The organism is Clostridium sp. 1001283B150210_160208_E6 (genome assembly GCF_015669365.1).
GTDB classification, from domain to species: Bacteria; Bacillota; Clostridia; order Clostridiales; family Clostridiaceae; genus Clostridium; species Clostridium paraputrificum.
Window position 1 is genome coordinate 100,123 of sequence record NZ_JADPAA010000007.1, and the last position, 19,983, is coordinate 120,105.

General features: G+C 30.0%; 18 protein-coding genes. 3 read left to right on the forward strand and 15 right to left on the reverse strand.

Annotated features, from left to right (window positions below):
* Nucleotides 1-83: 83 nt before the first annotated feature.
* On the reverse strand, nt 84-2,090 hold the full coding sequence (locus tag I4V16_RS09390; protein WP_195966667.1) for an ATP-dependent helicase: 2,007 nt from the start codon (nt 2,088-2,090) through the stop codon (nt 84-86).
* Nucleotides 2,091-2,217: 127 nt separating this feature from the next.
* Here I4V16_RS09390 and I4V16_RS09395 point away from each other — a divergent pair, with 127 nt between their 5' ends.
* Entirely contained in the window at nt 2,218-3,693 is a 1,476-nt protein-coding gene (locus tag I4V16_RS09395; RefSeq protein WP_049177058.1) for a nicotinate phosphoribosyltransferase, read from the forward strand.
* Between the two features lie 101 nt (nt 3,694-3,794).
* On the opposite strand, the gene I4V16_RS09400 is transcribed toward I4V16_RS09395, so the two are convergent.
* The 3 genes from I4V16_RS09400 to I4V16_RS09410 form a co-directional block, all read right to left on the reverse strand.
* The gene (locus tag I4V16_RS09400) at nt 3,795-4,022 is read right to left on the reverse strand and encodes a hypothetical protein (RefSeq protein WP_049177059.1); all 228 of its coding nucleotides are present in this window, start codon (nt 4,020-4,022) and stop codon (nt 3,795-3,797) included.
* Between the two features lie 99 nt (nt 4,023-4,121).
* Nucleotides 4,122-5,336, reverse strand: a complete 1,215-nt coding sequence (locus I4V16_RS09405; RefSeq protein ID WP_065423148.1) for an HDOD domain-containing protein — start codon at nt 5,334-5,336, stop codon at nt 4,122-4,124.
* A gap of 222 nt (nt 5,337-5,558) precedes the next feature.
* Nucleotides 5,559-5,882: a hypothetical protein gene (locus tag I4V16_RS09410; RefSeq protein ID WP_049177061.1), complete on the reverse strand. Its 324-nt coding sequence runs from the start codon at nt 5,880-5,882 to the stop codon at nt 5,559-5,561.
* A gap of 547 nt (nt 5,883-6,429) precedes the next feature.
* Here I4V16_RS09410 and I4V16_RS09415 point away from each other — a divergent pair.
* Together I4V16_RS09415 and I4V16_RS09420 are read left to right on the forward strand one after the other, a co-directional pair.
* Nucleotides 6,430-6,840 carry a Fur family transcriptional regulator gene (locus I4V16_RS09415; RefSeq protein ID WP_049177101.1) on the forward strand — a complete coding sequence of 137 codons (411 nt, stop codon included), beginning with the start codon at nt 6,430-6,432 and terminating at the stop codon, nt 6,838-6,840.
* An 80-nt stretch (nt 6,841-6,920) separates the two neighbouring features.
* Nucleotides 6,921-7,841: a hypothetical protein gene (locus I4V16_RS09420; protein WP_111937621.1), complete on the forward strand. Its 921-nt coding sequence runs from the start codon at nt 6,921-6,923 to the stop codon at nt 7,839-7,841.
* 143 nt (nt 7,842-7,984) lie between these two features.
* Here the strand turns inward: I4V16_RS09420 and I4V16_RS09425 are convergent, their stop codons facing one another.
* From I4V16_RS09425 to I4V16_RS09475, 11 genes are all read right to left on the reverse strand, one after another.
* Nucleotides 7,985-8,494: a hypothetical protein gene (locus tag I4V16_RS09425; RefSeq protein WP_049177103.1), complete on the reverse strand. Its 510-nt coding sequence runs from the start codon at nt 8,492-8,494 to the stop codon at nt 7,985-7,987.
* Nucleotides 8,495-8,607: 113 nt separating this feature from the next.
* Complete coding sequence (locus I4V16_RS09430) at nt 8,608-8,883, reverse strand: hypothetical protein (RefSeq protein WP_099314391.1); 276 nt, start codon at nt 8,881-8,883, stop codon at nt 8,608-8,610.
* A gap of 40 nt (nt 8,884-8,923) precedes the next feature.
* The gene (locus tag I4V16_RS09435; protein WP_049177105.1) at nt 8,924-9,385 is read right to left on the reverse strand and encodes a hypothetical protein; all 462 of its coding nucleotides are present in this window, start codon (nt 9,383-9,385) and stop codon (nt 8,924-8,926) included.
* A 149-nt stretch (nt 9,386-9,534) separates the two neighbouring features.
* Complete coding sequence (yihA, locus tag I4V16_RS09440) at nt 9,535-10,128, reverse strand: ribosome biogenesis GTP-binding protein YihA/YsxC (RefSeq protein WP_195572929.1); 594 nt, start codon at nt 10,126-10,128, stop codon at nt 9,535-9,537.
* On the reverse strand, nt 10,118-12,445 hold the full coding sequence (gene lon, locus I4V16_RS09445; protein WP_049177107.1) for an endopeptidase La: 2,328 nt from the start codon (nt 12,443-12,445) through the stop codon (nt 10,118-10,120). Before lon ends, yihA begins: the two co-directional genes overlap by 11 nt.
* A 102-nt stretch (nt 12,446-12,547) precedes the next feature.
* On the reverse strand, nt 12,548-14,230 hold the full coding sequence (gene lonB / locus I4V16_RS09450) for an ATP-dependent protease LonB (protein ID WP_049177108.1): 1,683 nt from the start codon (nt 14,228-14,230) through the stop codon (nt 12,548-12,550).
* A 246-nt stretch (nt 14,231-14,476) separates the two neighbouring features.
* Nucleotides 14,477-15,772, reverse strand: coding sequence for an ATP-dependent Clp protease ATP-binding subunit ClpX (gene clpX, locus I4V16_RS09455; protein ID WP_049177109.1), 1,296 nt, complete (start codon nt 15,770-15,772; stop codon nt 14,477-14,479).
* A gap of 28 nt (nt 15,773-15,800) precedes the next feature.
* The gene (gene clpP / locus I4V16_RS09460) at nt 15,801-16,400 is read right to left on the reverse strand and encodes an ATP-dependent Clp endopeptidase proteolytic subunit ClpP (RefSeq protein WP_027096816.1); all 600 of its coding nucleotides are present in this window, start codon (nt 16,398-16,400) and stop codon (nt 15,801-15,803) included.
* A gap of 157 nt (nt 16,401-16,557) precedes the next feature.
* Nucleotides 16,558-17,847 (reverse strand): trigger factor, encoded by a 1,290-nt coding sequence (tig, locus tag I4V16_RS09465; RefSeq protein ID WP_099314390.1) that lies wholly within the window; start codon nt 17,845-17,847, stop codon nt 16,558-16,560.
* Between the two features lie 123 nt (nt 17,848-17,970).
* Complete coding sequence (locus I4V16_RS09470) at nt 17,971-18,768, reverse strand: hypothetical protein (protein ID WP_049177111.1); 798 nt, start codon at nt 18,766-18,768, stop codon at nt 17,971-17,973.
* Between the two features lie 137 nt (nt 18,769-18,905).
* Nucleotides 18,906-19,586 (reverse strand): hypothetical protein, encoded by a 681-nt coding sequence (locus I4V16_RS09475; protein ID WP_049177112.1) that lies wholly within the window; start codon nt 19,584-19,586, stop codon nt 18,906-18,908.
* Nucleotides 19,587-19,983: the final 397 nt, after the last annotated feature.

Genomic DNA, 19,983 nt, shown 5'->3' on the forward strand with positions numbered 1-19,983 from the left:
GGCTTATATCATGAGATATAAGCCTACTTAAAATTATATATGAATACCAATATTTATTCAATATTTGATAAATTTCATCATAATTACTTAGATATTAATCCATTATCCAATAGAACCTTGGCAGAGAACTTTCTTTTCATTCCATCATGAAATAAAATTCCAACTTCATCCCTGTTAACTTCAACCACTTTTCCTGTTCCAAAAGCCTTATGTGTAACTACTGAATCCTTAACTAACCCATGGGAAGCCTTAACAATTTCCATAAAGCCACCTTCTTCAATAAATCTGGAAGCATCCCTAAACTTTCCTTTTCTCATCTTAGGTACAAAAAGGAACAAATTATCTATTGCTCTTGTTATTCCAACATAAAATAATCTTCTTTCTTCTTCTATATTTTCCTCTTTACTAGATGAATGTGGCATTGTATCCTCATTACAGTTAATTAAGAATACATTTTCAAACTCCATTCCCTTTACACCATGAATAGTGCTTAATAAAACTCTATCGTCTGTCTTATTTCTTTTACTTTCTTCTATCTTCTTTCCTACTTCATCTACATGCTCAAAAAATTCAAAGATAGTTTTAAATGATGAAGCTGACATTTTGAATTCTTCAACTATTTCTTCTAAATCTTCAATGTTACCTCCAAATCTTTCTGTATATGTTTTAAGGTAATCTATATATCCCATATCTGTTACTATGTATTGTATCCCACTGCTTAATGATGACTTCTTTATATAATTAAAATCTCTTTTTAGTTCATCAAGCTTCTTTCTTTGAAATGGTGGAGTATCATCTTTTTCTATAAGTATATCAAAAGTATCTTTTTCATACTTATATTCCCTAATATAAGCTATACTAGTTTTACTAACATACCTAAAAGGTTTATTAATTATATTTATAAAAGCTTCTCTATCATAGGGATTCATAGCTAAAGATAAATAAGATAATAAATCCTTACATATAAAATGATTAAAGAAGTTATATTCTTTATCCAACAAGGTAAATGGTATCTTATTTCTTATAAAGGAATCTATAACGCTCATTGCCTCCATATTAGTTCTATAGAGCACTATATTTTCTTTATACCTATAGCTAGACTTATTATAGAAAGCTCTAATTTTTCCAGAAATTTCATCCCCCTGTATTCTCTCATCATAAACTCCCTTACAAAGGATAATTCCATCCTTATCTTTATACCACTGTATGTCCTTTTTATTTCTTTCCTTATTAAAAGAAATAACCTTTTTTGAACTCTCTATTATATTTTTATTGCTTCTATAATTTATATGTAAATAATATTTCTTTGCACTTTTAAATGTTTTATCAAAAGAAACCATGTATTCAGGCTTTGAACCTCTAAAACTATAAATACACTGATCCTCATCCCCAACAGCAAAAAGAGAATTCTCCTCCCCCTCTGTCATTAATTTCAAAAATTCTATTTGAAGATCATCACAATCTTGAAACTCATCTACAAGAATATATTTAAATACTCTTTTGTATCCTTCTCTTATTCTTTTATTATTTTTAAATAATTCTAAAACCTTAATAGTTAAATCATCAAAATCCCAAAGATTATTTTCTTTCTTATATTTGTCATAGGCATCATAACATTCCATAAAAATATCTTTAGCTATAGAAGGTTTAAAATCATTTATATTTTCACCTGATGTCTTAAATAATGATATGTTATTTACAGCCTCCTTAACCCTATCCTCATTAACTTCATCTGAATATTTTCTAAGAACACCTTCTATAATTTTATTGGTTATATATCCTTCAATAATATTTATATTAGCCCCTTCTCTTAGAAGAATTTTATAAAACAGCCCATGGAAGGTACCAAAAAAAGGAGAACTTTCTTTATGAAAAGTATTTATATATCTATTTTTCATATTCAGAGCTGCTGCTTTAGTAAAAGTTATAACAATTATATTTGATGGATATACTCCAACTTCATCGACTAAATATTTAATTCTATTTATAATAACAGTTGTTTTACCTGACCCTGGTGCTGCTACAACTAATACATTTCTTTCATTTGCCTTTACTGCTTTTAATTGATTCTTATCTAAATGCATATTAATCCTCCCATCTACTAAGTATTACCTTGTAAATGCCTTAAAAATCATTTTGAGTCTTCATTATATTGTAATAATTAAAATGAAAGGGTACAATAGGAATAAGGCATTTTTATGAAAAGAGGAGATTAAGATGACAAATACTAATTCATTCGACGTTAAAAATGACAGAAACTTAACAATGCTTGTAGACTTTTATGAATTAACAATGGGTAACGGATATTTCAATAAAGGATTAGAAGATAAAATTGCCTACTTTGACATGTTCTTTAGAAGAGTACCAGACGGTGGTGGATATTGTATCATGGCTGGTGTAGAACAATTAATTGAATATTTAAGTACCCTAAAATTTACTGATGATGATATTGAATACTTAAAAAGTAAGCATACTTTCTCAGAAGAATTTTTAAATTATCTAAAGAATTTTAAGTTCTCTTGTGATGTTTGGGCTGTTCCAGAAGGAAACCCAGTATTCCCAAATGAACCTTTAGTAACAGTTAGAGGACCAGTAATTCAAGCTCAATTTATTGAAACTATGATACTACTTACAATAAACCATCAAACTCTTATAGCTACAAAAGCTAACAGAATATCAAGAGCTGCAAATGGTAGACCTGTAATGGAATTTGGTTCAAGAAGAGCTCAAGGTTACGATGGAGCCATCTACGGAGCAAGAGCTTCTATAATTGGAGGATGTAGCTCAACTGCATGTACTATTTCAGATAAGATGTTTAATATTCCTGCTGTTGGAACCATGGCACATAGCTGGGTTCAACTGTATGATAGTGAATATGAAGCATTTAAGAGCTGGGCAGAAATATACCCTGATAACTGTACTTTATTAATAGATACTTATAATGTTATAAAATCAGGTATTCCAAATGCTATAAAGGTATTTGACGAAGTTTTAAAACCAATGGGTAAGAGACCTTCAGGTGTTAGAATTGACTCTGGTGATATAACTTACTTAACTAAAAAGTGTAGAAAGATGCTTGATGCAGCAGGCTACGAAGATTGTAAGATAGTAATTTCTAACTCTCTTGATGAATATATAATTAGAGATGTTCTTGAACAAGGTGCTTGTATAGATTCATTTGGTGTTGGAGAAAGATTAATAACTGCAAAATCTGAACCTGTCTTTGGAGGAGTATATAAATTATCTGCCGTTGAAAAAGATGGAGAAGTTATTCCAAAAATAAAAATAAGTGAAAATGATGAAAAAATAACTAATCCAGGATTTAAGAAATTAGTTAGAATTTTCGATAAGGATTCACATATGGCTATAGCAGACTTATTAACTATTAATAATGAAGTTATAGATGAAAAAGAAGAATTAGAGATATTTGATCCAGTTCATACATGGAAGAGAAAGAAAATAACAAACTTCTATACTAAGGATTTACAAGTTCCTATATTTGAAAAAGGGAAACTTGTGTACACTAGTCCTACAGTAATGGAAATAAAAGATTTTGCTAAAAAGGAAACAGAAAAGTTATGGCCTGAAGTTTTAAGATTTGAAAATCCTCATACTTACTATGTAGATTTATCTTATGACTTATGGACATTAAAACAAAATCTACTTCATAAATATAGTACAATTTATAAATAGTATTTTTTGAGAAATTGCTTTGCAATTTCTCTTTTTATTTAAATAAAAAAACTTTGCTTTCGCAAAGTTTTAAATGCAATTACCCTTTATTAATTATTCCTTTAATACTGACTTACTTCTCTTTCTATTTTTATTCCCAAAAAATCTCCATTAAATGTTTCCTCAGAATAGTCATACTCTTCCTTAACTATATCCTTAAACTTCAATTTAGAATCTGAAACATATTCTTTAAAAGGACAATTATCCTCTAAAGCTAATGTATTCATAGGGCACTCTGTATTACATTCAACCCTATCTTTACCAGTTGACCAAAACGGACACTTACTCATATTCTCCCCCACCTTTACTGAAAACGAATCCATCATATGCCCACATTATATTATAATTTTCAGTAAAAATAAAGGTTTTTTTTACAATTTAGTATATTTTTATATAATTGCCAACCTATTAGACCACTCTATCGACTCCATATATAAATCAATAAGTATTTTTTTATCTAAATTTAGCATCTCACAATATTCTTCCATTCTATTAATATTCATATTCTCATAAGAAAGAACTAACTCTAACACCTTTCTTAAATTATTCTCTTTTCCTAATAATGCATCTTTTATTTCTTCATCAACAGGTAACTCCTTTATAATTTCAGCCATATCTTTTTGCATATAACTATCTAAATTTGAAAATAAGCCTACCATAAATGCTAATGATTGATTTTTTTCTTCTATTCTTGATTGAACTAACTCACAAAACCTTCCTCTTATTATTGTACCATTAGTAACTTCTTCACTATTACCGCCTCTCATTTCACTCATTACAATCATAGAAAGCCACTTTTTTAATTCCCTTCGTCCCAAAAGCATTATTGCCTGTTTTATTGATGAAATTTTTTGAACAAAAGAAAATGCTGCAGAATTTAAAAATTTCATTAACTTATAACTTATAGAAACATCTGTCTTTATTATTGATTCAATTTTATCTATATCAAAATCATCTCTTAACAATTCACTCATTAAGTTAAAGCAAGTTACATTTCTTACTGGTATATCTTTTCCTTCTATCATTAAAGGCTTACTAAAATAATATCCTTGAAAATAAGAATAACCACTTTCCATAGCTTCTATATACTCTTCATCTGTCTCTATCTTCTCTGCTAATAGCTTTGCTCCAGGATTATAATTCTTTAGTACATTTACAAGAAACTTTCGTTGATTTGGAGATGTAATTTTAAAATCTATCTTATATATATCTATCATTGTCCCAAAATTTTTATAATTTGTACTAAAGGATACGTCATCTAGAGCTAATATATATCCTTTTGATTTTAGTTCCTGCAAATAACTCACTACATCCTCTGTTGGAATAACATTTTCTAAAATCTCTACTACTACCTTCTCTTTAGATAAAAGGCTTGCCACATCATTTAATAATACTCCTTGGGAAAAATTAATATATGCTTTTTTATTATTTGTCAGTTCATTTAATCCTATTGTTGCACAATTAGAAATTAATTTTATGGTAGCACTATCCTCATCTATATTTCCCACAAATCTGTTTTCTTTAGAATTCCTAAATAATAACTCATATGCTTCTACTTTAAAATTTCTATCATATATGGCTTGTCTTGCTAAATAAATATTCATAACTAGCACCTCTATTACTTCATTAATAACATTATATAACATTTTATAACATTTTTCCTATATTTTTTAACATGTTATGACCTTAGTCCCCTTTTTTATTACTAACGCAGTAATCTCAATATTTATAAAGCATGTATATATAAATTCACCAGTTAATTAGGGAGAAATTTAATATTTGGTAAACAAAAAGAGAAATTACATTTGCAATTTCTCTTTTAAATCTTATAATCCCGAATTTTTAACTACTGATATATCTATGATCTCATTTTGGAATGCTTTTAATAAAGCTTTTTCTAAAACCTTTTGTTGATCAAAATTTTCTATATCCTTACATTCAGCAAAAACTTTATGTTTTTCTCCTCTAACATTTCTATATGTTAGGGTAACATACGGTTTATCATACTCAACATTTAATATTTTAACTCCCCAAGAAAACTGAGCATAATCATCCTCTACAGTTAACTTACTTAACTCTTGAAGTTTTCCTTTCTCTTCACTTGGATCATTTACAATTATTAATTTGTCTCCAACTTTATATTTTGCCATATTTAAGACCTCCTATAGATTCCAATATCTCCTAACATAACTTAGTGTATCACTGATTATCTTCTATTGCAATAATAAGAAAGATAATGAATATATTGTAAATAAATTCTTTACAAAAAAGGTTGGGGGATATTTATTTTGCTCGTTCCGTCGCAAGCTCCAAGTTACATCAAAACAAATATCCCTCCCCCCACTCCTACTAAAGGTAATGAAAATATAAAATTATTATCCTTGATTTTATATTTTTTAATATGAAATTGTAATAATAACTTTAATTTATAGCTAATTAAAATTTTATATTTTCTTAAAAGAATAAAAAAAACAGGAGTATTTATATACTCCTAAAAAATGAAATTGAACATGAACCGATGTTAAATATTTAACATATTTGTCTATATTTTAACATACTTCTAAGGGTTAAGCAACTAATTTTTCTTTGGATAAACAATAATAGTTATTAAATACTTACAAACTTCCATGAATAATGATTGACACTTATTTAATAATTTATTATAATATTGTTAACAAACTGGAAAGGATGACTCTTATGGAAAATATAACTGCTGTTTTTAAAGAAAAAAAGTTAAAACTTACTCCACAAAGACTTGCAGTATATAAGTATCTTATGAGCACAAAGGAACATCCATCTGCAGAAGCAATTTATAAGGCTATTCAAACAGAATATCCTACTATGAGTTTAGCTACGGTTTATAAAGCACTTAAAACATTAGCTGAGGTCGGGTTAATACAAGAAATAAATGTTGGTGAAGGTAATTTCAGATATGATGGAACTACTTATCCACATCCACATCTTCAATGTATAAATTGTAGTAAAGTAGAAGATTTAGATTCTCTATGCTTAGATAACTTAAATGCTGAAGCAAGTAAGGTTTCAAAGTACAAGATTTTATCAAACCAAATATACTTCTATGGAATATGTCCTGATTGCGACAAGTAAAAGATCACTTTATATAAAGTGATCCTTTTTTATTTATATTCTTATTCAACCCTTCATATAATGTATATGAGGTGAGTAAATTGAAGGTACTAATTATAAAGAAGAAACAAATTTTAATCTTCTCATTTTTTATAATACTAATAATCTCTACATTAATTTTGTTACGAATCCCTAAAAATAAAACTGATATTAATGTTATAGCTCCCATAGAGTATGGAAAAACCACATCAATTGATTTAAATGGAGACAATATAGAAGATGCTATTGAAATAATATCTAATGATGGCTTTGATGATATTAAAATTACTATAGGAAATAAAAACTATCTCCTAAGTAAATTATGCGACAACAATAACTTAGGAAAAACAAAGTCCCATTGGCCAACAAGAGTATTTCTAAAAAATCTTTCAAGAAGCTCCACACCAGAGATAATAGTACAAACATCACAAGATAAAAGTATCTCTTATATATTTAAATGGATAGATGGTGACTTTAAAAAAGTTTTTACATCTAATAAAAATATTTTTGGAATACTAGATTCAAGCGGGAATAAAACTCCACAATGCTACTCATTAAACTCATCTTCTGGCAACTCATCTTTAGATTCATTTATGATAATAGATAATGCCACAATGAATATAACTAAAGATAGTATTAAAATTCCGGACCTTGGTAATATCCTATCTTTAATTGACTTGTTGCAAAAAGATTATGAATTAGATGAGGTTCCAGATATATTCGCCGAAAACATCTCAGAAGGCGAACTAGGGTTATTGTGGAACCTTGATAAAGAACATAATCAATATAGCTTTCAAAATGCTTTCTTTTATGATGAATCTGTTGATAATGAAGGTAATATAACCTCAATGAAATGGATATTATCTTTTGAAAAATATATACGTGAAAAAGATGATTCATCAAAGACTGAAACTACATTCTATGTAACTACAATAAAGAGCGGAGATAATTCATACAAAATATCCTCAATATACAAGAAATAAAAAATGAAAAGGCCGCATCAACTGCGGCCTAAAAGGGGGATGGGGGGTTTTAGCTTTATGAAGAATAACTTCATGTAGCTATAGGAGAATACTTTCTCCGGTACATTAATATTATTGACTATATTTATGGGAATTATACAGTTTTATTTTTCATTAAATGCACCATTATTATATAATTCTATTATTTTATCTACAAATTGTACTTTATTCGGATCAACTATCTTTCTTAAGGACAATAATATTTGTATGTTTTCATCATCGACTTCTTCTGGATATGAATTTTCATCGAATTTGGGTGTATTTTCGGTATTTACTTTATTGTTGTCCATATGATTCCCCATCATATTCATTCCACTCATTGCATTCATCATACTTTCAAAGTTAAAATTATTATTGTTACCATTCATATTAGCATTTCCGTTATTATTGTTATTCATCTGCTGATTCATTGAGTTTAAATCAAAGCCTTCCATATTCATTGAATTTAACATGCTTCCTAGTCTATTCATATCAATGTTTCCACCTAACATCCCAAGAAGTTGTTGTGGATTAATTCCAAATGGAAATCTATTATTTGAGTTTGCACCAAAGCCTTGATTCCTACCCATATTATTACTCTCTCTTGATCTATCTCTATGCCTACGTTTTGACATAATGATCCTCCTAAAATGAGTATTATTTATGATATTATATGTACGAATGTATATTTTGGTTATAAATTAAGGCAAATTTTTTGGAGGGCATTTCTGCCCTCCACCTAACTTTACTACCAACCAAATCCGTCGAATCCGCAGCTACCGCAGCTCCAACCATAAAGTAAAAATAGTAATATTATTAAGATTGAATTAGTGTTTAATAATCCTGCTCCGCAAGCTATTAGCCAGAATATAATAGCTTCTAGGATACCACATCCCATTCCATTGTTGTTATTGCTTCCACAGCAACAATCATCATAACAACAATCACAGCAATTACAGCAATTACATGGATCACAACATTCGCAACAGCAGTAATTATCTTTTCTACGCTTCTTCTTTGACATAACTATCGCTCCCTTCTAGATTAGTCAGATAGCTATTTTATTAGCATCCGCAACCGCAACCATCACCTATGAAGTTGCCACAACCACCACAATCACCAGAGCATATAAATAATAGAACTAGTAAGAATAACCACCAAGATCCACCAAAGAATCCATTATTGTTTCCATATCCGCTTCCGCATCCGCATCCATTGTTGTAGTTATTTCCTCCACAGCAGCAGCAATCATCTTTCTTTCTCTTCTTTTCGCAGCAGCAGCAACAATTATTTCTACCATAGTTACCACCAAAGCCTCCGCCAAAGCCATTTCCGCCCCAACCGAAGAAGAAGAATAATAAGATTATCCAAATCCACCAACCGCCGAATCCGCCGCCGAATCCACCGCAGTTACCAAATCCGCAATTTCCGCCACAACCACAGTTATTATTGTTAGTTCCACAATTATTATTGTTGTTTGCGCCATTATTGCAGTTTAATCCATTAATAATGTCATTGATTTCCATATCATTTCCTCCTTGGGATTTAATATTTAATTTTTATAGTATATCTTATTCTATAAAGACTTATTTGACACAATTTTCATATAAAATTTCTTATTTACTACAAAAAAGAAATAGAGCAACTTAGAAAAAGCTCTAAATTGCTCTATTTACTACTCTTCTGAAGCTAAATCTCCAAATAAATTATCTATTAACTCATCTTTTCCTTTTTTATTTAAGGATGAGAAGTAATATAATTTATCATCTGGACTTAACTTTAAAGTTTCTTTTATTATTTTTTTACTTTTACCTAATTCATTATTAGATAACTTATCACTCTTTGTTGCAACTACTATAACATCATATCCATAATGCTTTATCCATTCATGCATCATGATATCATCAGTAGTTGGCTTGTGTCTTGAATCCACTAGAAGAACAACTCTCTTAAGTTCTTCTCTACCATTTAAGTAAGTTTCTATTGTCTTCCCCCAGCTCTCCTTTTCTTTCTTTGATACCTTTGCATATCCATACCCAGGTAAATCAACTAAATAAAAGTCATTATTTATAAGAAAGAAGTTAATTAACCTTGTCTTTCCTGGAGTACCACTTACTTTAGCTAACTTTCTTCTATTAGTAAGAGCATTTATAATTGAACTCTTACCTACGTTTGACCTTCCAACAAAAGCTACCTCAACCCTATCATCCTTAGGATACTGGTCTCTTTTTACTGCTGAAATTATGAATTCACTTTGTTTAATTCTCATTGGCTTCATCTCCAACTATAGCATTATTTAATACCTCTCCAACTTCCTCTGCTGTTATAATAGTAAGGTTTTCCTTAACTGAAGAAGGTATCTTTTCTATATCTTTTTCATTTTCTTTTGGAATTATTATTGTATCTATTCCCATTCTATAAGCTGCTAAAGATTTTTCTTTTAAACCACCTATAGCTAAAACTCTTCCTGTCAAAGTAACTTCACCTGTCATAGCTACATTACACTTAACCTTATTACCTGATAACGCTGATACAAGAGCCGTTACCATAGTAACACCAGCAGAAGGTCCATCCTTAGGCACAGCACCTTCAGGAACATGAATATGTATGTCCTTAGTCTTATAGAAATCTTCTTCTATATTGTACTTAGATGCATTTGCTCTTACATATGTATAGGCCGCCTTTGCTGATTCTTGCATTACATCGCCAAGCTGTCCTGTAAGCTGAAGTTTACCACTACCACTCATAACCATAGCTTCTACTGGTAAAGTATCCCCGCCATATGCAGTCCAAGCCATTCCTGTAACTACACCAACCTTGTCTTCCTTCATCTTTTCATCAAAGCTATATCTCTTAGTTCCAAGTAGCTCTTCTACCTTAGCCTTATCTATATTCATAGACTCTAAGTCATTCTTTAATATAGACGCCATTGACTTTCTAATTAAAGAAGAAATAACTCTTTCAAGGCTTCTTACACCAGATTCCCTTGTATAACCATCTATAACAAACTTAATAGCTTCATCATTTATAGTAATAACTTCATTATTTAATTTGTATTCTTTAAATATTTTTGGAATTAAGTGATTTCTTGCTATATTAAACTTTTCTTCATAAGTATATCCTGATACTTCTACAACTTCCATTCTATCTAACAATGGTCTTGGTATTGTATCTAAACTATTTGCAGTTGTAATAAATAAAACCTTAGATAAATCGATTGGAAGCTCCATGTAGTTGTCCCTAAATGTTTTGTTTTGTTCGCTATCTAATACCTCTAATAAAGCATCCCCTGGATTGCCCTTATAATCTGAGCTTAACTTATCAATTTCATCTAATAATATTAGAGGATTCATTGATTTAGCTTCCTTTAATGAATAAACTATTCTACCTGGAATAGCTCCAACATAAGTTCTCCTATGTCCCCTAATTTCAGCTTCATCTCTCATTCCACCTAAGGACATTCTTACATACTTTCTATTTATAGCCTTTGCAATAGATCTTGCAATAGATGTTTTACCAACACCTGGAGGTCCTACTAAACATAAAATTGGTCCTTTTAAAGTTCCACTCATCTTCTTAACAGAAAGATACTCTAATATTCTTTCTTTTACATCATCTAATCCATAATGCTCTTCATTTAAAACTTCTTCAGCCCTATTTATATCTAATCGTTCCTTTGTATTTTTACCCCATGGTAAATCAAATACCCAATCTAAATAGCTTTGAATTGTATTTCCTTCAGAAGAAGAGATATTCATTCCTTTTAGCTTTTTTAGTTCATATGAAGCTTTCTCCTTAACTTCCTTAGGAAGTCTCATAGTCTCAAGCTTTTGTTCATATTCCTTTATTATTTTAGTTTCTTCATCGTCTTGTCCTAATTCTTGTTGAATAAACTTAAGCTGCTCTCTTAAATAGAATTCTTTTTGAGAATCATCAACACTCTTTTTCATCTTTTTAGCAAGCTTCTTTTGCACTTGAACAACCTTGATCTCATTTTCTATAAATACTATGATAGCTTCTATTCTCTTCTTTATATCTAAAGTTTCAAGTATTTCTTGTTTCTTTTCCTCAGATATTGGTAAATATCCAGAAACCATATCCACATACTCTATTACGTTATCTACAAGTTTTATCTCTTTAGCAAATTCACTAGTATTTTCGCCTGATTGTTTTAAAAATCTTGCAAGAGTTTTCTTTAAAGAATTAAAATAAGCCTCTATCTCCGGACTTTCTTCTAAGGTTTCATTAACCTCACTTATAGAAACCTCAAAGTAGTTTTCGTTATTAAAATATTCCTTTATTTCGCATCTTACCTTACCTTCTACTAATACTCTCATAGTATCGCCAGGCATCTTTATTATTTGCTTTATTTTACATAAAGTTCCTATCTTACTTATATTCTCAGAAGTAGGTTCCTCTATCTCTGGATCTCTTTGTGATGCTAAAAATATATTTTCATCATTTAACATTGCTTCTTCAATAGCAGCAACTGATTTCTCACGTCCTACATCAAAATGTAATACCATATTAGGAAAAATAGTTAGTCCCCTTAAAGGAATCAAAGGAAGTCTAATATACTCTTTCATGATACTCTCCCTCCATCCATGTTATAATTGTTTAGACTTAATTAGTATACACATAATATATATTTTTTTCAATAATTAGACTTTAAAAGGTGTTAGCTATAATTAGCAAACACCTTTCTCTTTACCTTCACCACTGGCTGAAAGAATATTTAACTCCTCTTCTTCTAAAGACATAGGGAAATTTATAAAGGCCATATTAAATACCTCTCTAATATTTTCAACTGGACATATTTCAATGCCACCTACTTCAAGAAGACCTTCACTCCAATTTTCTTTTGGTATGATAACTTTACTTGCTCCAGCTTTCTTTGCCCCTATTATCTTAGCTCTAACTCCACCTATTGGTTTTACTCCACCTAATAATCCTACTTCACCTGTCATAGCTACTTTATTATTTACTTTCATACCTTTTATTGCACTATAAATTGCAGTAGCAATAGCTATACCAGCTGAAGGACCATCAACTAAGGAACCACCTGGAATATTAACGTGTATATCATATTTCTTACAATCAATATCGAATATATTACTTAGTATTGTTAGAACATTTTCTACAGAAGAAATAATCATACTTTTCCTTGTAACCTTTTTATTATTACTAGATATACTCTCCTCTTCAACTACTCCGGATACCTTTAACTTTCCAACACCATCCTTTACCCTCTTAGCAGATGCTTCTATAGTCATAACAGCCCCTATATTAGCGCCATAAACAGCCAAACCATTTACTTTTCCTATAGAGGGCTCCTCAAATACCTTTTCTTCTATTCTCTTTGTATACTGGCAATTTTCTATTACCCATTCAACATCATTACTAGTTATGTAATCTCTATTTTCATTCAAAGCAACCCCTGAACATAACTGTATTAGATTAATAACCTCTCTACCATTACTACAGAATTCTCCTATTAATTCTTCACACTTTTTATCTAGCTTTAACCCTGCTTTTTTTGATGCATCTGCTCCAATTTTTATTATCTCATCTGAATCTAATGCCCTAAAGAATATTTCTACACATCTTGACCTTATTGCAGGAAGAATATCTTCTGGGCTTTTAGTTGTTGCACCAATTAATCTAAAATCTGCAGGCAGACCATTTTCAAAAACTTCCTTAATATATTTAGGCATATTAGGATCTTCTGAACTATAATAGGAACTATCTAAAAAGACCTTCCTGTCCTCAAGAACTTTTAATAACTTATTTAGTTCTATAGGATGAAGTTCTCCTATTTCATCTATAAACAGCACTCCTCCATGGGCCTTTGTAACAGCTCCAGGTTTAGGCTGTGGTATTCCAGCCACTCCTAAAGAGCCTGCCCCCTGATATATCGGGTCATGTACAGAACCTATTAATGGATCTGCAATCCCTCTCTCATCAAACCTAATTGTTGTTGCATCTATTTCAACAAACTTAGATTCTTTCTTAAAAGGAGAGCTACTGTTTTTCTTTGCTTCTTCTAGAACCAATCTAGCAGCTGCTGTCTTGCCAACACCTGGAGGGCCATATATTATTACATGTTGTGGATTAGGGCCGCATAAAGCCGCTTTTAACGCTTTGATTCCCTTATCTTGACCAACTACTTCTTGAAAACTACTAGGCCTACTTTTTTCTGTTAAGGGTACTGTCAATGTAACCCCCCTCATTTTGTATAAATTCTCTAATTCCTTAGTACTTTCTTTATCTATAACTACCTTCCTTGCCCTCATACTCTTATTATTAGATATAATAAGATATATCATTAACCCCATTAAAACTATCTGTAATAAAATCAAAATTTCTGCCATTACTCTACCTCCAAGTCATTAATTATATCCGTTTATAATTATTAACTCTTCCTAAGTCTGCTATACATAAATAAAAATTAATTGATAATTTTTATAAAGCAAAAAACTTTAGTAACATTAAAATGTTGAAGGTATTCACGAGTTAATTGCCAGTATAATTTCCTATAATACCTTTGATTTGTAGTAAATTAAAATTTTATACTTTCCTAGACAATAAAAAAAAGGCTGTAAAAACAACCTTTTTTATTAAGCAGTTTCTACACCTTTTTTCTTTTTAGGCTTCTTAGCCTTTAATTGAGGTCTAACCTCACCTTCTGGAAGCATTTGAATCTCTGGTCTTTCCTTCTTATTAATTGTAGGTTCAGTAATAACAACCTTGTTTATTCTTTCATCAGAAGGAATTTCAAACATAATATCTGTCATTACATCTTCAATTATAGATCTTAGACCTCTTGCTCCTGTCTTTCTTTCTATAGCCTTTTCTGCAATTGCTTCAAGTGCTTTATCTGTAAAATCTAATTCTACATTATCAATTTCAAATAGCTTCATGTATTGTTTTACTAAAGCATTTTTAGGCTTACTTAAAATATTAACAAGTGCTTCTTTATCAAGAGATTGAAGAGTTACTACAAGTGGTAATCTTCCTACAAATTCAGGAATTAAACCAAACTTTAATAAATCTTCTGGTTCTATTGCTTTTAGAAGGCTTCCAATATCTTTTTCAGCCTTAGATTGGATATCAGCTCCAAATCCAATAGAACTCTTTCTTGTTCTTTTTTCAATTATTTTATCTAATCCATCAAAAGCTCCACCACAAATAAATAATATATTTCCAGTGTTAATTTGAATGAATTCTTGATGTGGATGTTTACGACCTCCTTGAGGTGGTACTGATGCAACTGTTCCTTCTAATATCTTAAGAAGCGCTTGTTGAACACCTTCTCCTGAAACATCTCTTGTAATAGATGGATTTTCAGATTTTCTTGCTATCTTATCTATTTCATCTATATAAATGATTCCTTTTTCTGCTCTTTCAACATCATAATCTGCATTTTGGATTAATCTTAATAGAATATTTTCTACATCTTCTCCAACATATCCAGCCTCTGTTAATGTTGTGGCATCAGCTATAGCAAATGGAACATTTAAGAATTTTGCTAATGTTTGAGCTAAGAATGTTTTACCTGACCCTGTTGGTCCTAGTAAAAGTATATTACTTTTTTGTAATTCAACATCATCATTGCTCTCATTAGAATTTATTCTTTTATAATGATTATAAACAGCAACTGCTAAAGATTTCTTTGCACTTTCTTGACCAATTACATAAGAATCTAAATATTCTTTAATTTCTTGTGGTTTAGGAAGTGTTTTAGTATCAAACTCTAGAGTATCTTCAAACTCATCTGCTATGATTTCTGAGCATAAATCAATACACTCATCACAAATATATACACCAGGTCCAGCTATTAATCTTTTTACTTGGTCTTGATTCTTACCGCAAAAAGAACACTTCAGCTGTTTCTTGTCATCAAATTTAGCCATACATTCACCTCACTTAGACAATAGGTTGTTATTTATCTTTCCCTAATTCGTTCTTTGTTATTACTTTATCAACTATTCCATACTCTACAGCTTCTTCACCGTCTAAGAAATAATCTCTTTCTACATCAGCTGATAATTTTTCTAATGGTTGATTAGTATTTTCACTTAAAATCTTATTTAATCTCTCTTTAATCTTTAACATTCTGTTTGCATGAATGCCAATATCTGTTGCTTGACCTTGGAATCCTCCAAGAGGTTGATGAATCATAACCTCAGCATTTGGTAGAGCATATCTCTTTCCTTTTGCACCACTAGATAGTAAGAAAGCTCCCATTGAAGCTGCCATTCCTACACATATAGTTGATACATCTGCCTTAATATAATTCATAGTATCATAAATAGCCATACCAGCTGTAACTGATCCACCTGGACTATTTATATATAAGAATATATCCTTATCTGGATCTTCACTTTCTAAGAATAATAATTGAGCTACAATTAGGTTAGCAGATTCATCTGTTACCTCACCGCTTAGCATGATTATTCTATCTTTTAATAATCTTGAGAAAATATCATAAGATCTTTCTCCTCTGCCTGTTTGTTCTACTACCATTGGAACTAATGCCATAATACTACCTCCTAATTAACATACCCAATCTTGTATAATTAATAATTAAAATACTAATTAAATTATATTTAAATTATACTTGATTTGTCTTTAATTGTTAATATTAAATTTGAAATAATTGCCAGAAATACTTTCTGGCAATTATCTCTTGTATATATTAAGCTGTTTTACAATTATCTTTTAATAATTGAATTGTTTTACCCATAACTATATCATTTTCTAACATAGCTTTTTGTGAATTAATTAATAATTCAACCATTTTTTCTGTTTCTCCAGCTGAGTACATCTTTGCAACTTCAGTAGCTTTTTCCTTTAACTCTTCTTCTGTTGCTACTATCTTTTCAGCCTTAGCAATTGCTTCAAGAACTAGATCAGCTTTAACCTTTCTTTCAGCATTTGCTCTCATGTAATCTCTCATCTTTTCAACAGTATTTCCTGTAAATTCCATGTATTGATCTAGAGTTAAACCTTGATATTGTAATCTAGATTCTAAATCTTTAATCATATGATCTATTTCTTTTTCTACCATAACTTCTGGTAAATCAATTGTAGCTGTTTCTATAGCAGCATTTATAACTGCATCTTCATATTCTCTTTCAGCTCTATTATCATTGTTTTCTTGAATCTTCTTAGCTACGTCTTCTTTTAATTCAGCTATTGTATCAAATTCAGAAACATCTTTAGCAAATTCATCATCTAAAGTTGGAAGTTCTTTTGCCTTAATTTCTTTAACTGTTACTTCAAAAGTAGCATCCTTATCATTTAATTCTTCGTTTCCGTATGCTTCTGGGAACTTAACTTTAACTTCTCTAGTTTCTCCAGCAGCAGCACCAACTAATTGTTCTTCAAAGTTATCTATGAATGAACCTGAACCAATTTCTAAAGGATAATCCTTTCCTTCTCCACCTTCAAATGCAACTCCATCAATGAATCCTTTGAAATCTATAACAGCTATGTCTCCATTTTCAACTGTACCTTCTGCCTTAACTTCAACTCTAGCATTCTTTTCTTGCATTGACTTTAATTGAGCTTCAACTTCTTCTTCTTTTACTTCATAAGAATTCTTAGCTACTTCTAATCCCTTGTATTCTCCAAGAACAACTTCTGGATATACAGTTACTTGTGCAGTATATACAAGGTCTTTTCCTTCCCCAACTTCTACAACATTTATTTGTGGGTAGTCAACTGGTCTTAGATTGTTTTCTTCTATAGTCTTTGGATAAGTTTCGTCTATAACAAAGTTAATAGCATCATCAAAAAGTACTTCTATTCCATAGTACTTCTTAACCATAGCCATTGGAACCTTACCTTTTCTAAATCCTTGTACATTGAAGTGCATCTTATTCTTATTATATGCTTTCTTTAGTGCTTCGTTAAACTTTTCTGCTTCAACTCTTACTTCTAATTTAACTACATTGTTTTCTATTTTTTCCATTTTAGCTTCCATCTTTTTTATTATTCCTCCTAAAATAGTTATTTACCTATTGATAGACTAGGATATTATATCACATATTCCTAATTATTATCAAATTATTTGTTTCTTTTACACTAATCTGTAAATACTCATTCTTTATTGAGAAATTACTCCAGCAGCGTTAATGTACTTTATATTTCCATCTATTGTTACTGTTATGCCTTTTTCAGGTACAACTTCTCCAATTTGAATGTCCATTCCTTTTGTTTTCCATAAAGTTTTATCTGTATTGTTAGTCATATCCTTAATCCATACATATTTATGAGTTGCTGCCGCTCCAAAGTACGGTAATTGAGAAACATAAATAATGGTGTTTTCATCTATGAAACTTGGTATAGAATTCCAGATATATCCTTCATAAGCTGCTAACATTTTATCTTTAGGAAATGTCTGCTTAGACGTTGAAATATACTCTTTTTTAGTTACATCTTTTAGACTACCATCTACATTTAAAAGATATAAATTTTGATTAGGATCCATTACAATCATTTGTTGTTGTGAAGGACTTAACGAAAAAGTATACCCTTCTATAGGTTCTAATGCTACAAACTTCTTAACACCTTCTGCTTCTACGTACTCTGCTTTAGCAACAGTGCCTTCTTTTATGTTAAAATCAATATATGTTCTTTCTGGTTCCTTTTCAACATCCTGCGGTTTCTCTTCTTCTATTGGTTCTTCATCTACTACTTCTTCCTCTTGCTCTACAGACTTTCCTGTATCAACCCAAGCTTGTATCTTTGCTTTAACTTGTGTGAAATCTATGTTAGGTAACTGAAATTTAACAAACGCTACCACTACAACTAACAATATCAAAATAATTCCTATTGTTATCCTACGTTTTCTTCTTTTCATTCTTTTCTCGTAATCTCTACTAAATATGCTTGGTTTTGCCAAGTTCCATACCTCCTTCATATAATTCATAAAAACAATACAAAGTTCCCCATTTTTGCTTTTTATTCTATTTAATATTATACATTATATTAATTATTTTTGGTATTTTTAAATATTAATTTTTTCTTAGTAATTATGAATTAATGCCTATTACAGCCCTTTGAACATCCGCTACAGCTAGAACATCCACCAGACTTCTTACTACAACAACCACCACACACTTTAGACTCAACAACATTTTCACTGTAATCTTCATAATCTCGGGTATCTTTTAATAAATCCTCATACTTTCTTGCCCTTATAATCATAGAGTTAGAATTTATCTCATTAAAATTATCCTTATCAAAAGATCCATATATTTCAATATCTACAAATCCAATATTCTTTAATACATTAATCAAATCTTCTTTCCAAATAGGAGAAACAATTTCAGTATCACTAAATATTTTCTCTTTATTGCCACCAATTATAAATTTATCATAATTAATAATTTGCAATACTATATATCCATTTACCCCTAATTGCTCGTATATTTTCTTCGATAACTCTCTTATAACTCTAATTTCTCTTAATTCTTTTGTCACCTGACATAAAAAACATATTTCTTTAAAACTTTTTCCCTTTTTATAAAAGTTATTCAGAAAAGCATCACTATTTTTTTCGATAAAATATTCATACTTTGAAATTTTATCCTTTAACTCTTCACTTTCCTCTGCTCCAACAATTAATAATTTATCTTTATAGTTAAGCTTCTCCTTAACAAATTCTACTTGGTCATCATTTATCTTAAAAATACTATTAAATTCTTCTCTTATGTTCATTTTCTCACCTTCATTTATACACAATATTTTTATTATCTATAATAGTAGTATACTTTATCCATATATTTCAATGCTTTTTTAAAATTAATTAAAATAGTATATATTTGTCGAAAAGTTTTATGCAAAACTAGAAAAAATTTGATTTTTTTCTATTGATTTTATCTGTTTTTAATTTATAATTTAAGTATAAGTATTTTAAAACTTAGCCCATACTACTCTACTAATATTTTTTATTAGTAAGAGTTTTTATAAACCCCACATATATGTTCATTTATTCCCTTTCTTAAATGAACATACCCTTTAACCTGTACTTATTATAAGTGCAGGTTTTTATATTTTTCCTATGTCTTAAATAAAAATAAGAAATTGCCACAGGCAATTTCTTATCTACAATAAT